Raw genomic sequence first — 17,519 nt, 5'->3', positions numbered from 1 at the left:
TTCGATTCCTACTGGGACCAGAAAAACGCCGCATGAGGCATCTAAGGAAAAAATTTGTCCTGCACCCCTTCCCGTGCCGACTTTGAAACGGTGGTGGAAATTGGAAAGGAGGCAGTTTATGATGAATTGCCCTATTCCATCCCCAATGAATCGGTCGATGCACCCGGAAGTCCGTTGCTGGCGGATAATCATTTCTATGTGGCAGGCACCTACCCGGCCCCGATCGGGGATGTAGCCACAACCGAAGATTGGAAGACCAACTTCAGCTGGAACCTCTGGGAGGGCATGACCAAGCGAATCTACTTTTCGGCTAATGGCATCGATCTTTCACAATCCCGGATCAGCGTGATTTTGGGATTGCTTGCGGGTGGATCAGACAACCAGCCCACCATTGGCAAAGGCCACCGCGATGTGATAGTCCGACACAATGGCGTCGACGTAAGCACAACCCTTCGCCTTGAGCAGGAACTGGATGTATTTTTTATAAACTTCAACGCGCAACCGCTTCCGCCTTCGGGACTCAATTACATTGAAATTCAGATGATTGGCGCAGGCGATGGGGTTATCGACCAAATGGCAATTCACAACTTCTGGATGCACCTCGATTTTGTAAAAATCTCCATCCACAGCGATGCCTTAACCGACCAGGATGGAGATGGTCTGCCTCTTTATTGGGAACAGGAAAACTTGCTCGATGACTCGGATGCCAGTGATGCCACACTTGATCTGGACAAGGATGGGCTGACAAATCTGGGGGAATTCGCAGCGGGAACCCTGGCCCGGAAATCTGACTTCGACGGAGATGGCCTGTTGGATGGAGAGGAAACCCAATCCGATCCGAAACGTATGGATACCGATGGAGATTCACTCCCTGATAGAATCGAACTTGGCCAAACGCCTGCTTCCAACCCCAACCTCAAAGATTCCGATGGCGATGGTCATGGGGATGCGTGGGAGAAACAGACCGGCTTTGATCCTTCTGATAATAATAGCGTTCCGCCCCCGTTTTCTTCGGCCATTGGCATAAACTTTCCAACCATACTCAACAAGGGGACCCTGATCCCCGAAGATCAGGTGGCCGGTGTGGTTCCTCAGATTTTCTGGAATCAACCTCGCCTCTTGTCATGGGGAAATCAGATCGGCGATACGAATGCGATCCGGCGACCCGTTCCTCAGAAGATAGTCGATTCAAATGGCGATGAAACAACGTTGGAGATAAGCTGGACAGCAGGCGGAGTTTCCGGAAAACCGGTAAAGACACCCATTATTCACCCGATTGATCGGCTCCTCGCCGGAGGACTTTCTATACACGGGGCGGAGAATATCGGGGTAGAAATTAACCTCACGCAAATCCCCTTTACCCAGTATGATCTCATCGTTTACCCCACAGGAGACACAGATCAACAAGAAGGAGTTGAGATGGTGCTTAACAACGATGAATCCACGCGAGTCCATTTAAAAACGTTGAGCGAAGGATTCCTCCACCCCCGTTTTTTTGAATCCATCCCATCACCCTTTAACCTGATTCCTCCGTCCGGCAATTTCCTCCGCTACCGAAACTTGAGCGGTCCCACCTTGAAAATCGAAATGCCGGTAACCCTACTCGGGAATCCGGGTATAGCCGCCATACAGCTTATTGACCGCCAAGCCGACCAGGACTCGGACGGATTACCCGATTCATGGGAACTGGAATACGGATATAATTATGCATTGGCCGGGGATCAGAATATGGATACCGACGGGGATGGTTTAATCAATTTGGACGAACTGAATCGCGGAACGCATCCTGGTAAAGCGGATACCGACGGAGACGGACTCAGCGACCTGGTCGAAACCGACAGCGGAATCTATGTTAACCGCCAGAATACCGGAACCGATCCCCTGCGTGTTGATACGGATGGTGACCGCATTTCCGACAGGGACGAATTATACGAAACCCTGTTCGCAACGAATCCTTTGAAAAACGATGAAGATGCGGACGGCATTAACGACCGGGAGGAGTGGAGATTCCATTTAAACCCCTTGGCCAACGACGGAGCCGTTGCCAGTGTTCCTGTCTTCAGTAATGGGAATCAGACTTTGACCTGGACCATCGATGACCTACAGGTCATCTGGGATCGCCGCATAGGAATCGTAAATACCAGCTACTATGGTCTTGTTACCTTCTTCGTCAGAAATTTCGCAAATCCCGAGGGCGATCTCGATATCCGTTTTGTTTACGTTAACGGTTCTCTGAGAATCGATTTTTCCTCCAGAAACGGCAGTTTTTTCGATGCGGGGAGCAGCGGTGACCAATATCTTTACTTTTCTTCTTATCCCAATGCCGAGGACAATAAAGAGGAATCCTGGAACCTGCTTGGTTTAAGCAATACACCAACCTTGCAGATATCCGACCGACTGAAACTGGAATTCACAGCCCAGAGGCAACCAGGAAGTTCATTCTGGAATTTGAACCTGTCTGTTTTCAACTATAAGCGTGGCGAAGTCGTCGCAACTGATTCCCGAACCAATATTCTGGCAAGCTCTTCCATTTTGGACGGCAGCGCGGCTTTCGGATCCTGGGAAAATGAACCGGGAGTAGTCACTATCTGGAAGCCCGCCGGCCTGGACGCTTTTTTCACGAAACAAACGCTGAACAGTTCGAATTTCAATGCCATCGAGGACGACTCGGACCGCGATGGATTGCCCGATAACTGGGAGACGCTCTACGGTTTTTCCACTGACACTCCACAAAACATCAATGCCGATGCCGATCTCGATGGGATCTCCAATCTCGACGAGTGGTTGCTTGGGCTGAATCCCACAAAAGGAGATAGTGACGGGGATGGAATCAACGATCTCCTCGAAGTTTCCCAGCAAGGAAACCCCGGGGATGCCAACACAACCCCTGACTTCTTTAGTGATTTCCCGACAGACACGACAGACGACCTGGATTATAATGGAGTAAGCGATGTATGGGAATTTGTTCGGAGGCTCACCAACCAAGACCTGACCCTGGACAGCGATTTCGACGGCTTCTTGAACGGACTCGAGATACGAGCGGGGACCAACCCGTTTGATAAGAATTCAAATCTGAGGGTCGGCCTGAATGCGCTTGGAGATAACCTGCAATTGATTTGGCCGGATTTGGGATTCGGTGGTTATTCCCTTGCCCAGAGCAACGATCTCTCCAGCTGGAAGACCTTGGACGGAACCGCTCAAAACGGCCGTATGACCCATACGATTGATAACGCCTTTGGCATGTCCGACAGCTGGTTCTTTAACCTAAGCATTCCGGGTGTGAATCTGGCCTCGACTTTGGGAAGTGATAACGATGGGGACGGACTTAGTGATTGGCTGGAAAACAAGTTGAACCTGTCGGACACCAGCTCCGGCAGCGGGGGTCCGGCCAAATGGATCGACACTGACAACGACAAACAGCCCGACCAGATGGTTTCCGGCGATCTGCATGCTTTTTATTCCTATCTCAATGACGGCAGTTCCGGAGAAGGCCGAATTTCGCAACGTCAGGCGGCACGGTTTCTGACGCAGGCCACTTTTGGACCGACTATGGCATCTATCGCCGAAGTCCAGAAGCTCGGATTCGAAGGTTGGTTGGATCGCCAGGTGGATGAGCTGGAACCCACCTTGCTACTCCCACAAATGCATGAAAGGTTTTTCGATTACATAGGCGCTCGTGTGAAGCCGGGCAATTTGAGTGATCACTTTTTTCGAAGAGAGGAACTCCGAACACCCTGGGGAAAAACCGTTCTCACTGCGGAAGACCAACTGAGACAACGAATGGCATTGGCCTTCAGCGAGATACTAGTAATCTCTCATGAGAATGAGGTGATAAGCTGGCACACTCGGGCCGTTTCTTCCTACTACGACATCTTCCTGGAAAATGCGTTCGGCAATTATTTCGATATACTGATGCAGGTAACTTTTCATCCCATCATGGGCATTTACCTGACTCACCTGGGCAATCAAAAAGCCCAACCGGAAATCAACCTTTATCCGGATGAAAACTATGCACGAGAGCTTATGCAGCTTTTCACAATCGGGTTGTGGCAATTGAATCCGGACGGAAGTAGAAAACTCGATAACAAAGGACAACCCATCCCAACCTATAACAATTCCAATATCACCGAGCTCGCCCGGGTTCTAACCGGTTTCTGGTTGTATCAGGAACCGTGGGGACAAGGCCACTCCGGACTTAATCGGATGGTTTATGCCAAGCCTATGGAGATTCATCCGGACAAACATGATTATGGCGAAAAAACACTGTTGGGCGGAGTCAGGATTCCTGCTCGGCAAGCATCTCCCGAGAATGCCCGACAGGATATCTACGATGCCATACGCCTACTCTTCGAACATCCCAATACTCCCGTCTTCATTTCCAGACAACTCATTCAATTTTTTGTTACCGACAACCCCAGCCCCCAATACATCGAACGGATACAGAATGTTTTCGTGGACAACGGGCAGGGAGTAAGAGGAGACCTGAAAGCAGTTATCAAAGCCATACTCATGGATGCTGAAGCACGAGACTGGCTCTACGCCAATAACACCGAACATTTCGGACGACTGAGAGAGCCCCTGATTCGAGCCATACACCTGGGCCGCATATTCGGAGTTGGTCAGGAGCCGAATTTCGCATTCGGTCGTTATTTCTACGGCCTTACGTCCCAGGACATCCTTTCTTCCCCTACCGTATTCAACTTTTTTCAACCGGGTCACCTTCCCGCCGGAGAGTTGGGCGACCAGGGTTTCGTCGGGCCGGTATTTCAAATTACCAACAGCGTAACAACCATAGCCTTTCCGAATGTCCTGTGGTCCTATCTGAACAATGGGTATCTCCCACCTGTTGAAAACGCAGACGGATTTCACCCGGGAATATTTCTTGATTATTCCTCCTTCATTCCCCTCGAAAAAAATCCGGAAGCTCTGGTCGAACAATTAAACCTCCTGCTGTGCCAGGGACAAATGACCGCTCAAACCAGAGAGACCATCGTGGCCAATCTCATGCAGGTAGTTAATCCGACCATCGGACAATTAACACAACTGGCGGTCTACGCCATAATTGTTTCACCTGAAAGCGCGGTTTTACGTTAGCATTTAACCACTATGATCACTGAAAAGAATTTACCCATTACCCGCCGGACCTTCATTAAATCCGCTGGCTGCAGCGCTCTAACCGGCATACCCATACTCTCAACGATTTTAAACCTGAAGCTTCTCAACCAGGCCTCAGCCTCGAATATCCAATTGCATGCGGCGCCAGGCGAGGACTACAAGACATTGGTTTGTGTTTTCATGCAGGGAGGCAATGACTCCTTTAACACACTGGTCCCGACTGACGACGCGCGCTATGCCGAATACGCCAGTTCCAGGAGCAACCTGGCTTTGGCGCGCGAGTCGCTTCTCTCATTGAATCAGGCGGAGGGCGGAGATGGCCTACCCTACGGTTTACATGGGAACGGCCCCGGTCTGCAGCAATTGTTTAATGGCCTGGGCGGAGACGCCAACAAACGGCGCCTCTCATTCATAGCCAATATCGGAACACTGGTTGAACCGGTGACCCTCGCCCAGTATAAGGACGAAAGTACAACGGCCCGTTTTCCAAAGGCGCTGTTTTCCCATATTGACCAGGAACAGCAATGGCAGACCTCGGTTCCACAAGGCATGGACCAGTTGTCCGGCTGGGGAGGCCGTATCGCCGACCTGCTGCATAATGACTACAACCAGGACAAACTTTCCATGAGTATTGCCCTAAGCGGAAAAAGCGTTTTCCAGATCGGGAAAACAGCACAGCAGTTTGTAATCAATGAAAATGGGGCGCAGCGCTTCACCGGCGGCTGGGATGAAACCAACCGGAATGATCCGCTTAACCTGAAAAACTTCATGGTCCGCAATATCCTGGAACAGGAATACTCCAACATGGTCAGGCGGGCTTTCGCAGAATCGACTAACCAGAGCATTGAGCAGGCGGACTTTTTCCAATCGGCATTCGAAAAATTCGATGAAAGCACCATAGGGGTTGCATTTCCAAATAGCTACCTTGGGGGACAATTGAAGGCTGCCTTCAAATCCATAGTCTTGCGCGAGCAACTGGGCCTTCGACGGCAAACGCTGTTTATTGCAACCGGAGGTTTCGACACTCATCTTAATCTGCTTTCCGAACAAGCTGTCCTGCTGGATGACTGGAGTCGCTGTTTACTGGCATTCCAAACTGCCATAGAAAATGCCGGCTTGCAGGATTCGGTGCTCACTTTCAGTGGCTCAGACTTCGGTCGCACGTTGCGCTCGAATGGACGGGGCACAGACCATGCCTGGGGAGGCAATAGCTTTGTGATGGGAGGTCAGGTAAATGGAGGACGCGTTTACGGCACATATCCCAACATGGCTCTTGATGGTCCGGATGATATAGGCCAGGGAGGACGGTTTCTTCCAAGCACATCCGTGGACGTGGTTGTCGCGGAGATTGCTCAATGGTTCGGTGTATCAAATGCGGACCTGCCTTATGTCCTGCCCAACATCGGGAATTTTCACACCCTTGGTTCGGATCCACCGATTGGTTTTATAAAACAGAATCCAGTGTAGTGAAAGGGAACTGGAAGTTTGGTTTACTCATACTTGGATGCGTTGCCATCGCTTACTGGTTTCTGCAGACGCGGAACCGAGACCAAGAAGTGGAGCAACCGGAGGTACCATCCTCAGCATCGGGTCCGACGGAGGAACAAAGAGGTTCTGCACTCAAGGTACCAGCACCATCCAACTTCATGGGAGTGGCTATTCTTGAAGGATATGGCTCGGGGAAACCGGAAAACGATCTTCAAAAAGTGAACTCCTTGATTGGTAATTATCGAACCTTGGCCAAGGGGATGGATGCCCGAAACTTTTCCTCCAACGCAGATGTCGCCGCCGCACTGAGGGGTGAAAAACACATCGCCCTCGCCGTTCTTCCCAAAGACCACAAACTGTTCAACGAGGAAGGTTTGATTGTCGATCGCTGGGGTTCGCCCCTGTTCTTCCATTTGATATCAGCCGAGAAAGTGGCTATTTACTCTGCCGGTCCGGACAAGGTCCTTGGAACTGAGGATGATTTCTCAATGGTCGGCGGGATCGTTACCCGGACCGCTGAGGAATTTTAACAAGGTAGTTTTGTTTTCCGGCAGAAACAGTTCCAACTCATCGAAGTGTCCACTTGGAAAGTGCCATACTAAAAATCCTTAAACGGCCCTCGGGGTTCAGCATCAATCATCGTTTCCTGATACCAGGCGTCGAATTTTGCTTTAACCATGGAAAGGACTTCTGGACGTTTCTCGGAAAGATCAATTCTCTCGCCGATATCTTTGGAAAGATCAAAGAGGCCGCCGGACTTTCCTTCCATATCCACCCACTTCCAGTTTCCAACACGCGCTCCCAATCGATTTTGCCGTTTCCAGAACAGATCCTTTCTCGGGCTCTCGGTTTCTCCACGCAAGGTCGACCACCAGTTGTAACCATCAATGATGACATTCTGCGGAAGTTCGGCGCCAGTAGCAGCTGCCAGGCTTGGAAATATCTCCATACTCGAAAGAAACGCATCGTTCTCAACTCCGGCGGGAATGCCTCCACCGGGCCAACGAACCAAGGAAAGTACTCGAACACCTCCATCCCAAGTGTCTGATTTGTGACCGCGAAGCACCCCGTTGTTGGCACCGCCGCTTCCTCCGTTGTCCGAAAAGAAAATAACAATCGTGTTTTCCGCCAATCCTTTCTCATCCAGAACGCTTAAAAACTTCCCGATGGAGGCATCCATACAGGTTACAGCCGCCCGATAATCGCGGTAGCGTTTTCCCTTAGACGGGACCAAGTCCTTCTTTCCATAGCGGGAACCTTCTTCATAGTCCTGTTTAACCGCCGGGTACATGGCCTCAAATTCAGGAGGAGCTTGCACCGTGCCCCGAATCTTCGAATCCAGAGCTGAAGATCCATGAGGAGCGTTGAAGGGGACATACAAAAAGAATGGATCTTCACCGGCGTATTTATCCAAAAACTTTAAAGCTTCCCGTTCGAACAAGTAGGTAGCGTAGGTTCCACGATCTTCTTCTGTCCGCTCGTTGTTTCGATACATACTGTGAACTCCATATCGCTCATGCGTGTAGTAATCGATGCCGGTGTTTACTAATCCATAAAAGTCATCGAAACCTTTGGCCTGTGGAAGAAACCGTTTACTGATGCCCAAGTCCCACTTCCCATAAATACCCGACTTGTACCCTTGGGGCTTTAACATGGCAGGCAATAAAACTTCGCGCGTATCCATACCGCCTATGCGTTCCCAGGTAACCGAGTATTCTTCATTTTTGTATCGATACCCGTAGTCGGGTGCCTCATTTCGAATCATATCGTAGATCCCATTGCGCTGAGGATATCGGCCCGATAAAAAAGCTCCTCTCGAAGGCGTGCACGCCGGCCAGGCAACATAGAAGCTGGTTAATCGCGTTCCCTCCGTGGCGAGTCGATCGAGATTCGGTGTAATGATCTCAGGATTTATTAACCCAAGGTCGTGGTATCCCTGGTCGTCCGAGACGATCATGAGAATGTTGGGCTTTCCGGTTTGAGCCAATAAAGGGCTGAAAAGGAAAAGGGAGATGGAGAAAAGAGAAAGAAATGTGGCAAACTTCATAAGGTTAGAGGTAATGGATCCTGAGCAGATGGTTATAGACGGTCATTTTTATTCAGGGAAGCGCAAATCTCTGTTTCCAGTTGAGCTTATAAAATCAGGTAGTATGATGGGTGGATCGATTTTGTTATGCACTTACAAAAACTTCTCCCTGTCTTTACTATCTTCGCGTTACTCTTTACCGGGTGCGCTAAACCAATCTCCGAAAAAATGGACTTAACTATTTGGGATCGCGGCGTGAAACTTACGTCGCCAAACGACGCTGGGCTGTATGCTTATCTCTGGTTCTACGAATGGACGCTTTTCGATAGTGTTCATAAGGGGGAACACAAAGGTGGAGCTTCCGACTGGAAATGGGACTTGGATTCAGACGGGAGTTTGGCCAAGACCACGAATGACTGGTTTTCTCTATCAGCGACCGCGGTTGAGGATGGTGCAGAACTGAAATTAACCGTTACCAACACCACGGATCGCGACTGGCCGGATATTGCAGGTATCATTCCCTGTTTCAATCCAGGTTTTGATGGACCGAAAAAAACAGACGCTGTCCCGAACAACAACTTTCTCGATGACGGCCATGATCACACCTATTTTATCGGCGAACAAGGATTGGATTTACTGGCAGGAGACGCCCCCCGAGAAATCCATTTTAACCACCAATGGATGAATTCGGTGGCGAGCTGGAAAAAAGAACGAGATGATGGACAATTCGTATGGTACCAAAAATGGCCCACTTCAAAACGCGATGCATACGCCGGTGTTCTGGTTCGTGAATCAGAGGACAGAAGTCAAACCATGGCCATCGTTTGGGAAGATTTCCTGACCGCCCAGGGACACAATCCATGGAAGTGCATGCACTTATCCATACGTGTGGGTCCACTGAAACCAACGGAATCCAAAACCATTCGCGGAAAGATGTATTTGTTTAACGGAACCAAGGAAGATTTGCTCAGTAAACTTAAAGTGGACTTTCCTACTCTATAATAAATGAGAGCCCACAACGAGGATTCCCCCTCAACCATGAACTTTCTTTCAAAGCTGTTTAAAACATCGGTCATTTTGACGACCACTTTTTTGGTTTTTCAAATTGCCCATTCAAAGCCACGCGCCCGGGATCTGGGTATCTCTTTCGAAGGTATTCCCGGCGAGCTCAATTCCATAACCGACGTTGCTGGCGTAGAGGTAGGTTACTCGACCGTTATTCAAGGCGAAGGAAAACTGGTTGTCGGTAAGGGCCCGGTCCGCACCGGAGTAACCGCCGTGTTTCCACGAGGCAAATCGTCGAACGAATCTGTCTTTGCCGGATCCTTTGTTTTAAATGGTAATGGCGAAATGACCGGTTTGGCCTGGGTCAATGAATCGGGTTATCTGGAGGGTCCTGTCATGATCACCAATACTCACAGCGTGGGTTCGGTGCATGAGGCCGTTATAAAATGGCAAGTTTCGCAAGACAGGTATGAGGGGACCTGGTCTCTGCCGGTAGTGGGAGAAACCTGGGATGGTTTTTTAAATGACATTAATGGGTTCCATGTTGGCTATCCTCAAGTAGCGAATGCCCTGGAATCCGCCAAGTCGGGTCCGATAGCAGAGGGAAATGTCGGCGGCGGTACCGGCATGGTGTGTTACGAGTTTAAAGGCGGCACCGGAACCGCTTCGAGAATAATGAAAACGGGCGCAGGGACCTTCGTGGTTGGAGTTCTGGTACAAGCAAATTTTGGAAGAAGACACCAACTAAGCATAGCAGGGATTCCAATTGGCAAAACGTTAACCGAAAATGCACCTTACACGGATGGACGTGATTTATATAAGGAAACCGGATCAATGATCGCGGTGGTGGCTACGGATGCTCCCCTACTGCCTATTCAATTGAAGCGGTTAGCAACGCGAGTTAGCCTTGGTATGGCACGAACGGGAGCCACCTCGGGGAATGGCTCTGGCGATATTTTTATAGCTTTCTCGACCGCAAACGCAGATGCCGCGGATTCTGAAAAAGGCGTGGACAAGGTAGCGGTACTTTCGAACGAACACATCAGTGGATTATTCTCGGCCGTGGCTTTGGCTACAGAAGAGGCAATAATCAATGCCCTGGTGGCAGCTGAAACAATGACCGGTCGGGATAACCACAATGTAATCGCTCTGCCCCACGATCAAATGCGTGCGCTACTCAAAAGACACCATCGTCAATCAGACTGATAATTCCTATATCTGGTTGTCGTAAAGTTCCTTTAGTCCCTCTGCCAATAATTCATATTGAGCCATGAAATTGTAAACCTGGGCTGAGATTCGTACCAGGCGTTTAGGATGAGCTGGCCAGGGAACTATCGGCACTTCCACTTTACACCTGGCAATCAATTCATTTTGCCATTTGGTAGACTGATTCCGCGCAAGCACGGAATCAGTTTCTTTCGAATCTTGAAGTTGAATCGAAGCAAGTGAGCCGATCATGCAATCGGGTGATGGTAAGGGCTGATTGAATGTCAGGCAAATTTCCTTTCTGGCAGCCAGAGCAAGTTTTCGATTTCGCTCCATGATCTCAACCCATCCACCTGGCAGGAGACTCCTCATGTATTCTATTGCCGTGGGTACCGATAACATGACAGTTGGGTCGCTCGTACCCATCCAGCCAAACTCAAGTTGAAATCGAGACCGATCCGTTCTCGGCGAATTGGCGCCGTGACTAATAGTGAGAGGTCGAATTGCCTCTTGCAGGTCTTCCCGTACATGAAGAAATCCGGAGCCTTTGGGAGCACATATCCACTTATGGCAATTGCCTGAATAATAAGCAGCCCCAAGTTTATTCAGATTCAATGGAATCATTCCTGGGGCATGTGCACCATCAACCATCGTATCGATGCCGCGTTGATTTAATTGATCGATTATTCCCTCGATTGGAAGAACGAGCCCAGTAGGACTTGTGATATGATCGATGAGAAGCAGACGGGTTTTATCTGTCACCTTTTCAAGAACCGCTTTAGTTATCTCATCGGGAGACTCCAGAGGAAACGGGAATTCAACAACGACTACTTTTGCCCCATTTTTCTCTGCTACAAATTGAAGTGCATTCCTGCAGGCGTTGTATCCGTGATTACTTACCAGCAACTCATCGCCAGGCTTGAACTCAAGGGATCGAAGAACTGTATTGACGCCGGTTGTAGCATTATTGACGAAAACCAAATCATCTGCTCGAGCACCCACAAATGCTGACAATGAATTACGGGCTTCATCGAGAAGCGACTCAAGTTCACGTAGAAGAAACTGAACCGGTTGTCGTTCAAGACGCAATCGAAGCTCCTGTTGATACTGTAGAACAGCTAGTGGGCAACAGCCAAAAGATCCGTGATTTAAAAAAGTGATCTCTGGATCAAGAGGAAATAAACCAGGGTCAACCGCTGGTTGATTAATCAATTCCAATGACATCGATTTAATTCAAAATTAAGAGAGCTGGATTACCAACCAAAGAAATAGTCAGGCTAAACCTGCCGCTGTAATCGTTGGCATCTTCGGAATAGCATCGAGTAATTTCTGAGTATAGGGATCTTTGGCATTGGTGTAGATTTCGTCCGACGAGGCTTGCTCCACAATCTTACCTTGATTCATAACCAAAACAAAATCGCTGATGTGTTTAACTACAGCCAAATCATGCGCGATAAACAGGTAGGTAAGCTTAAATTCTTCCTGAACGTCTTGCAGAAGGTTAATAATTTGAGCCTGAACAGATACGTCCAAAGCACTGACCGCTTCATCGCATATTATAAAATCAGGTTCGACTGAAAGCGCTCGAGCAATACCAATGCGCTGTCGCTGACCTCCGCTGAATTGATGCGGGTACCGATTGCGGAAATCGGGCTCCAATCCAACTTTCACAAGCAGATCGGCAATCTTATCTTCTTTCTCCGAACGATTCATTTCAGGAAAATGAATATCCAAAGGCTCGCTAATGATTCCTGATATTGTCATCCGAGGATTCAATGAGTTATACGGATCCTGAAAAATCATCTGAATTTTTTTCCGGTAAGGAAAGAAATCATCATTGTTCAAAGCGGATATGGTTTCGCCACGGTAGCTCACGGAACCTGCAGTCGGATCAACCAGGCGGACGATCGCTTTTCCAATGGTACTTTTTCCACTTCCACTTTCGCCGACCAGCCCGATCGTCTTACCTTCCGCGATTTCGAAGTTCACTCCGTCGACAGCTTTTACAAATTGGCGGGGCTTTTGGAACAACCCTGCCTTCAACGGGAAATGGACCTTAAGGTCATTGACTTCAATTAAGGATGCCATGGGATTATCCTGCGAGAAGCGAGTGGTCGATCGTTTCAAGACGTTCACGCCGTCCCGCCAGTTTAGGAATACAAGCGATGAGGGCTTTCGTATACGGATGTTGTGGATTGGAAAGCACCGAAAAGGTTTCACCCGCCTCGACAATCTTGCCGCGGTACATCACTACCAGCTTATCAGCAAAACCATCAACAATTCCAAAATTGTGTGTGATTAGAATGATGGACATATTTAGTTTCTCTTTAAGATCCTGCATCAGGTCCATGATTTGAGCCTGAATGGTAACATCCAGGGCTGTGGTAGGTTCATCCGCTACCAGGATTTTAGGATGACAACTCAAACCCATCGCAATCATCACCCGTTGCTGCATACCACCACTGAGCTGGTGCGGGTAATCTTTAAACCGCTTCTCAGGCATGCGAATTCCAACCAGGTCCAAGGCATGAATAACTTCTTCCTTAACGTCTTTCACTTCTGGTCGGTGCAATTTTATGGCTTCAGCGATCTGATGGCCGACTGAGAAAAACGGGTTCAAAGATGTAGATGGCTCCTGGAAGATATAGGCAATTTCTTTGCCACGAATTTTAAGAAGCTCTTTTTCTGAATAGCTAAGCAAATCGTTCCCTTCGAACCGTATCTTACCTTGAACGACACAGGAAGGTGGAGGAGGCAATAGTTTTGATAATGAAAGTGCGGTCACGGATTTTCCGCTACCACTTTCGCCGACAACAGCGAGCGTCTCTCCGGCATTTAAGGTGAAACTGATACCTCTGACCGCTTCATTCACACCTGCCCTGGATTGAAAGGCTATGCGCAGATCTTCTATCTCGAGTAGTGGGGTTTCAGTCATAGGAAAAGGATTAGGCATCGTCCTGGTAAATGAAAGATTTTTATCAGCACCAGGAAGTTTTATTCCATTCATCCCTTTTTTTATAACAAACGTCCGCACAATCTCATCTGAGGATTAATCGGCTTCTGGGAGATCAGATGAAATCCATATCGCTTTTTCAGAAGAATTTTATTTTTCAAACCCATGCGACTTCCCAGCTGCCGAAAAGCCAGGAAAAAAGCTTGAAAATTAAAATGGTTCCCGCTCCTTTTTTAATCTTCGACCTCGTCGTCTGTGACAGAAACTTGTCCCGTTAATGTTTCAATGAACTTTCTCATAGCAGGGGTTAGCACCCTCCCCTTTCTATGGATAACAGCAAGAGGTCTTGTAAAATCGCCCTTCAATTTTATGCCACGAATCGTGCCCTGATTGATCTCCTGAACAACCGTCGCCTGAGGGACAATAGCTACCCCTGCATCAATTTCCACAGCTCGTTTAACAGTTTCAATGTTGTCAAATTCCATAATCGGATCCAAATCGAGATTATGCTCACGGAAAATCTGATCCGTGGCTTTCCGGGTGGGAATGTCAGGATCGAAGCCAATGATCTTGCAGTCCTTAATATCAGAGATATCCACCTCACCCAAGCTGGCTAATGGATGACTGGGATTGCAAATGAGTACCAACTCGTCGTTCCGAAATGGAATCACTTCCAATTGACGCATTCGATTCGGGAAAGCTACCAAACCCAAATCAACTGAGTTGTGCAGAATATCCTCATACACCAGGTTTGAACGTCTGTACTCTACACGGACATTGACCGACGGATATTTCTGGAGAAAATTCTTAATATAAACAGGGAGCTCGTGAAGACCTATCGAATAAATCGTGGAAATGTGAATATTTCCACTTATGACCTTCTTCATTTCCTGAAGATCACTCATCAATTTCTCATAAAGATGAAGAATTTCCTTGGATGAATCGTAGAGTTTATGTCCTTCCCGTGTCAGTCGAAACTGTTTTTGGCTACGATCAATTATCAAAACATTAAAGTGCTTTTCCATCGCCCGTAGCTGTTGACTCACGGCTGATTGGGTTATCGAATTTAATTTAGCAGCCTTAGAGAAATTCTGGCTCTCCACAAGATCTGAGAAGATCTTTAGATTTTCAATATGCATAAAACGACCTATAAACGCACCTAATTGATAAGCAAATCTATTTGTAGGAATTCTTATGTTATTTTCGCCGGAAATATTTGAACAAAATCTCGAAGTATTGAATGAACGTATTTCCTTGGCTTGTGATGCAGCCAGCAGGAATTTGAGCGAAGTTAAGCTTATGGCAGTCACAAAGTTTTTCCCATTAAGCGTGGCAAAAACGGCAGTCTCTCATGGACTTAACTTGTTGGGGGAAAACAGAGTGCAGGAAGGGGTTGAGAAAATTCAACGTGCAGATTTCACCGCGAGGTGGGAACTCATTGGTCACCTGCAATCCAACAAAGCGCAACTGGCAGCAAAATATTTCGATGGTATTCAAAGCGTAGATTCGACTAAATTGGCCAGACGCTTGAATCAATATGCGGCCGAAACGGGTAAAATGCTACAGATTCTCCTCCAGGTTAACACGGGCGAGGATCCCGGGAAATTCGGATTCACCATCAAACAGGCAGAAGAAGAGCTGGAAACCATCCTGAACCTTTCATCTTTGAAAGTGGAAGGCTTCATGACCATTGCTCCCCTTCCAGAAACAACGGAATCCGCGAAAACCGCTTTTAACGAATTAAGAAACTTACGGGATCGCATGACTGAAAAGACAGGCCAAATTTTGCCTGAATTATCCATGGGCATGTCCAACGACTTGGAAGCTGCCATTGACGCCGGCAGTACCTGTATTCGCGTAGGATCCGCTCTATTCGGTCAACGGTCGGTTTGACATTTTCTGACGATACAGAATTGTCTTATCTGTCTTATACCAAAATCCCAAACCTTATACAGTGATACCAACCAGTGAATCAACAGCCAGACTGAAGGCCTTAGAAGGCCTGATGGATGACCCCACACCTGCAGTTAGAAATGCTGTTGTTGATGAGATAATTAAATACGGTTCAGCAGGTCGTGCATTTCTAAATAATATCTGCAAAGGGAATGATTTGGAGCTAAGGAGGCATGCATTGTCTATTTTAATGGTACTGGATAAAGATTCTCCACAGAAATTGTTTAGCCGCTTTATCAAGTCGCTGAATTATGAACTGGAATCCGGGTATTTCTTGTTGAGTCGAATAGATAACCCTGAATTGAAGGTATCGGATTTAATGGCGCGGATGGATGACATTGCACTGCGCTGTCAGACACTTTTTACCGCCCCCCTCAGTCCACGGGATCGTTGCCGGATTCTCAATCGAGTCATATTTCACGAATACGGATTTACCGGAAACCGGTCTGATTTCAATAATCCTAACAACACATTTATACACAGTCTTTTCGAGACAAGAAAGGGACTTCCTATAAGTCTGGCCATGCTTTATCTTATGGTAGGTCGAAGACTGGAACTCGACTTGGAGCCGGTAGCAATTCCAGGTCGGTTTATGGTTGGGTGTTTTCTGGAAAAGGAGCCATTCTTCATAGATGTTTATGAAAACGGAATCTTCCGCTCCCTCGAAGATCTACTCTACTTCCTGGAGGCCAATGAACTGGACGCGAACCTTGGACACTTTGGGCCTTGCCCTATTGGTGAAGTCCTATGCCGCTGCTGCCGAAACCTTTCCCAACAATACCGTTTACTTTTCGACGATGAAAAGGCGGACCTCTACCAATCCTACGTTGAGGAGTTTGAATCCCATTTTTAAAAACGATCTATCTAGCGATTCTGTTTATTCAATAGAAGATCTGAATACTTGGCCTTCTTCAGGAATCTCATTGGCGGTTGTTGGACACCCGGTCAAACACACCTTGAGTCCGCCGATGCATAACGCGGCGATCGAAGCACTGGCAGAATCGAATGAACGCTTTAAAAACTGGAGATACTATAAATTCGATATTGAGCCAACCCGTTTGCAAGAAGCACTTCCAAAATTTCACGCTCGAGGCTTTCTTGGCATAAACCTGACGGTTCCTCATAAGATACTGGCGACTCAATTCGTTAGTATAGGGGAAAAGGAGGTAAAATTGACCGGTGCATGCAATACTTTGCTAAAAACCGAAAAAGGTTATACCGGTTTCAATACAGACTTATACGGCATGACCCAAGCCATAGAAACACAGTTTTCAATTCACCTTAAAGATCGCGAAGTTATCTTACTGGGAGCCGGAGGTGCAGCACGGGCAGCTGCCATCGCTTGCGCGCAGGCGGGAGTAAAAAAATTAACCCTGGCCAATCGAACCTTATCAAAATTGGATACGATTATTGAATCATTAGAAAAACTGGAAGACCCACCTAAGGTAAAAACCTGTCAATTACCTGGAAATTTGCCTTTCGATTCTGACGAGCTCCTTGTTATTAATGCAACTTCATTGGGGTTAAAACCTAACGATCCGGCACCAGCAGATCTAAGTCAGCTACCTTCGTCTACTCTCGTTTTCGATATGATATACAATCCAGCCCAAACAGCACTTTTAAAGCAGGCACAAGCACAAGGAATGCGCACGTCGAATGGTATAGGCATGTTGGTCTTCCAAGGTGAACGCTCTTTGAAAATCTGGTCTAATACCAATCCGTCGCCAGCCATTATGCTGAAAGCGGTCCAAGCAGGACTAGATTCATTCTAAG

At 47.9% G+C, this 17,519-nt stretch carries 13 protein-coding genes; 8 read left to right on the top strand and 5 right to left on the bottom strand.

What is annotated here, in order from left to right:
• Positions 1 to 54 precede the first annotated feature (54 nt).
• Genes O3C43_13045 through O3C43_13035 form a run of 3 tightly spaced genes read left to right on the top strand, consistent with a single transcriptional unit; the run spans position 55 to position 7,133 of the window.
• The gene (locus tag O3C43_13045; protein ID MDA1067419.1) at positions 55 to 5,094 is read left to right on the top strand and encodes a DUF1800 family protein; all 5,040 of its coding nucleotides are present in this window, start codon (positions 55 to 57) and stop codon (positions 5,092 to 5,094) included.
• Positions 5,095 to 5,106: 12 nt separating this feature from the next.
• Complete coding sequence (locus tag O3C43_13040) at positions 5,107 to 6,582, top strand: DUF1501 domain-containing protein (GenBank protein MDA1067418.1); 1,476 nt, start codon at positions 5,107 to 5,109, stop codon at positions 6,580 to 6,582.
• A complete protein-coding gene (locus tag O3C43_13035) occupies positions 6,582 to 7,133 on the top strand; it encodes a hypothetical protein (GenBank protein ID MDA1067417.1) in 552 nt (183 codons plus the stop codon). Before O3C43_13040 ends, O3C43_13035 begins: the two co-directional genes overlap by 1 nt.
• 68 nt (positions 7,134 to 7,201) lie before the next feature.
• Here the strand turns inward: O3C43_13035 and O3C43_13030 are convergent, their stop codons facing one another.
• Entirely contained in the window at positions 7,202 to 8,560 is a 1,359-nt protein-coding gene (locus O3C43_13030) for a sulfatase-like hydrolase/transferase (GenBank protein ID MDA1067416.1), read from the bottom strand.
• A 297-nt stretch (positions 8,561 to 8,857) separates the two neighbouring features.
• On the opposite strand from O3C43_13030, the gene O3C43_13025 reads away from it, so the two are divergent.
• Both O3C43_13025 and O3C43_13020 read left to right on the top strand, forming a co-directional pair.
• Positions 8,858 to 9,631 carry a hypothetical protein gene (locus tag O3C43_13025; GenBank protein MDA1067415.1) on the top strand — a complete coding sequence of 258 codons (774 nt, stop codon included), beginning with the start codon at positions 8,858 to 8,860 and terminating at the stop codon, positions 9,629 to 9,631.
• 3 nt (positions 9,632 to 9,634) lie between these two features.
• Positions 9,635 to 10,840: a P1 family peptidase gene (locus O3C43_13020; protein ID MDA1067414.1), complete on the top strand. Its 1,206-nt coding sequence runs from the start codon at positions 9,635 to 9,637 to the stop codon at positions 10,838 to 10,840.
• A gap of 6 nt (positions 10,841 to 10,846) precedes the next feature.
• Here O3C43_13020 and O3C43_13015 read toward each other — a convergent pair whose 3' ends face one another.
• The 4 genes from O3C43_13015 to O3C43_13000 form a co-directional block, all read right to left on the bottom strand.
• Positions 10,847 to 12,064: an aminotransferase class V-fold PLP-dependent enzyme gene (locus tag O3C43_13015; GenBank protein ID MDA1067413.1), complete on the bottom strand. Its 1,218-nt coding sequence runs from the start codon at positions 12,062 to 12,064 to the stop codon at positions 10,847 to 10,849.
• Between the two features lie 48 nt (positions 12,065 to 12,112).
• Positions 12,113 to 12,928 (bottom strand): ATP-binding cassette domain-containing protein, encoded by an 816-nt coding sequence (locus O3C43_13010; GenBank protein MDA1067412.1) that lies wholly within the window; start codon positions 12,926 to 12,928, stop codon positions 12,113 to 12,115.
• Between the two features lie 4 nt (positions 12,929 to 12,932).
• The gene (locus tag O3C43_13005; protein ID MDA1067411.1) at positions 12,933 to 13,775 is read right to left on the bottom strand and encodes an ABC transporter ATP-binding protein; all 843 of its coding nucleotides are present in this window, start codon (positions 13,773 to 13,775) and stop codon (positions 12,933 to 12,935) included.
• Positions 13,776 to 14,026: 251 nt separating this feature from the next.
• On the bottom strand, positions 14,027 to 14,932 hold the full coding sequence (locus tag O3C43_13000) for a LysR family transcriptional regulator (protein ID MDA1067410.1): 906 nt from the start codon (positions 14,930 to 14,932) through the stop codon (positions 14,027 to 14,029).
• A 55-nt stretch (positions 14,933 to 14,987) separates the two neighbouring features.
• Here O3C43_13000 and O3C43_12995 point away from each other — a divergent pair, with 55 nt between their 5' ends.
• From O3C43_12995 to aroE, 3 genes are all read left to right on the top strand, one after another.
• Positions 14,988 to 15,686, top strand: a complete 699-nt coding sequence (locus O3C43_12995; protein MDA1067409.1) for a YggS family pyridoxal phosphate-dependent enzyme — start codon at positions 14,988 to 14,990, stop codon at positions 15,684 to 15,686.
• Positions 15,687 to 15,747: 61 nt separating this feature from the next.
• Positions 15,748 to 16,599, top strand: coding sequence for a transglutaminase-like domain-containing protein (locus O3C43_12990; protein ID MDA1067408.1), 852 nt, complete (start codon positions 15,748 to 15,750; stop codon positions 16,597 to 16,599).
• Complete coding sequence (aroE, locus tag O3C43_12985) at positions 16,583 to 17,518, top strand: shikimate dehydrogenase (GenBank protein MDA1067407.1); 936 nt, start codon at positions 16,583 to 16,585, stop codon at positions 17,516 to 17,518. Before O3C43_12990 ends, aroE begins: the two co-directional genes overlap by 17 nt.
• Position 17,519: the final 1 nt, after the last annotated feature.

The sequence above is a fragment of the Verrucomicrobiota bacterium genome (assembly GCA_027622555.1).
GTDB lineage: Bacteria > Verrucomicrobiota > Verrucomicrobiia > Opitutales > UBA2995 > UBA2995.
This window is presented reverse-complemented; position numbering and strand designations above follow the sequence as displayed.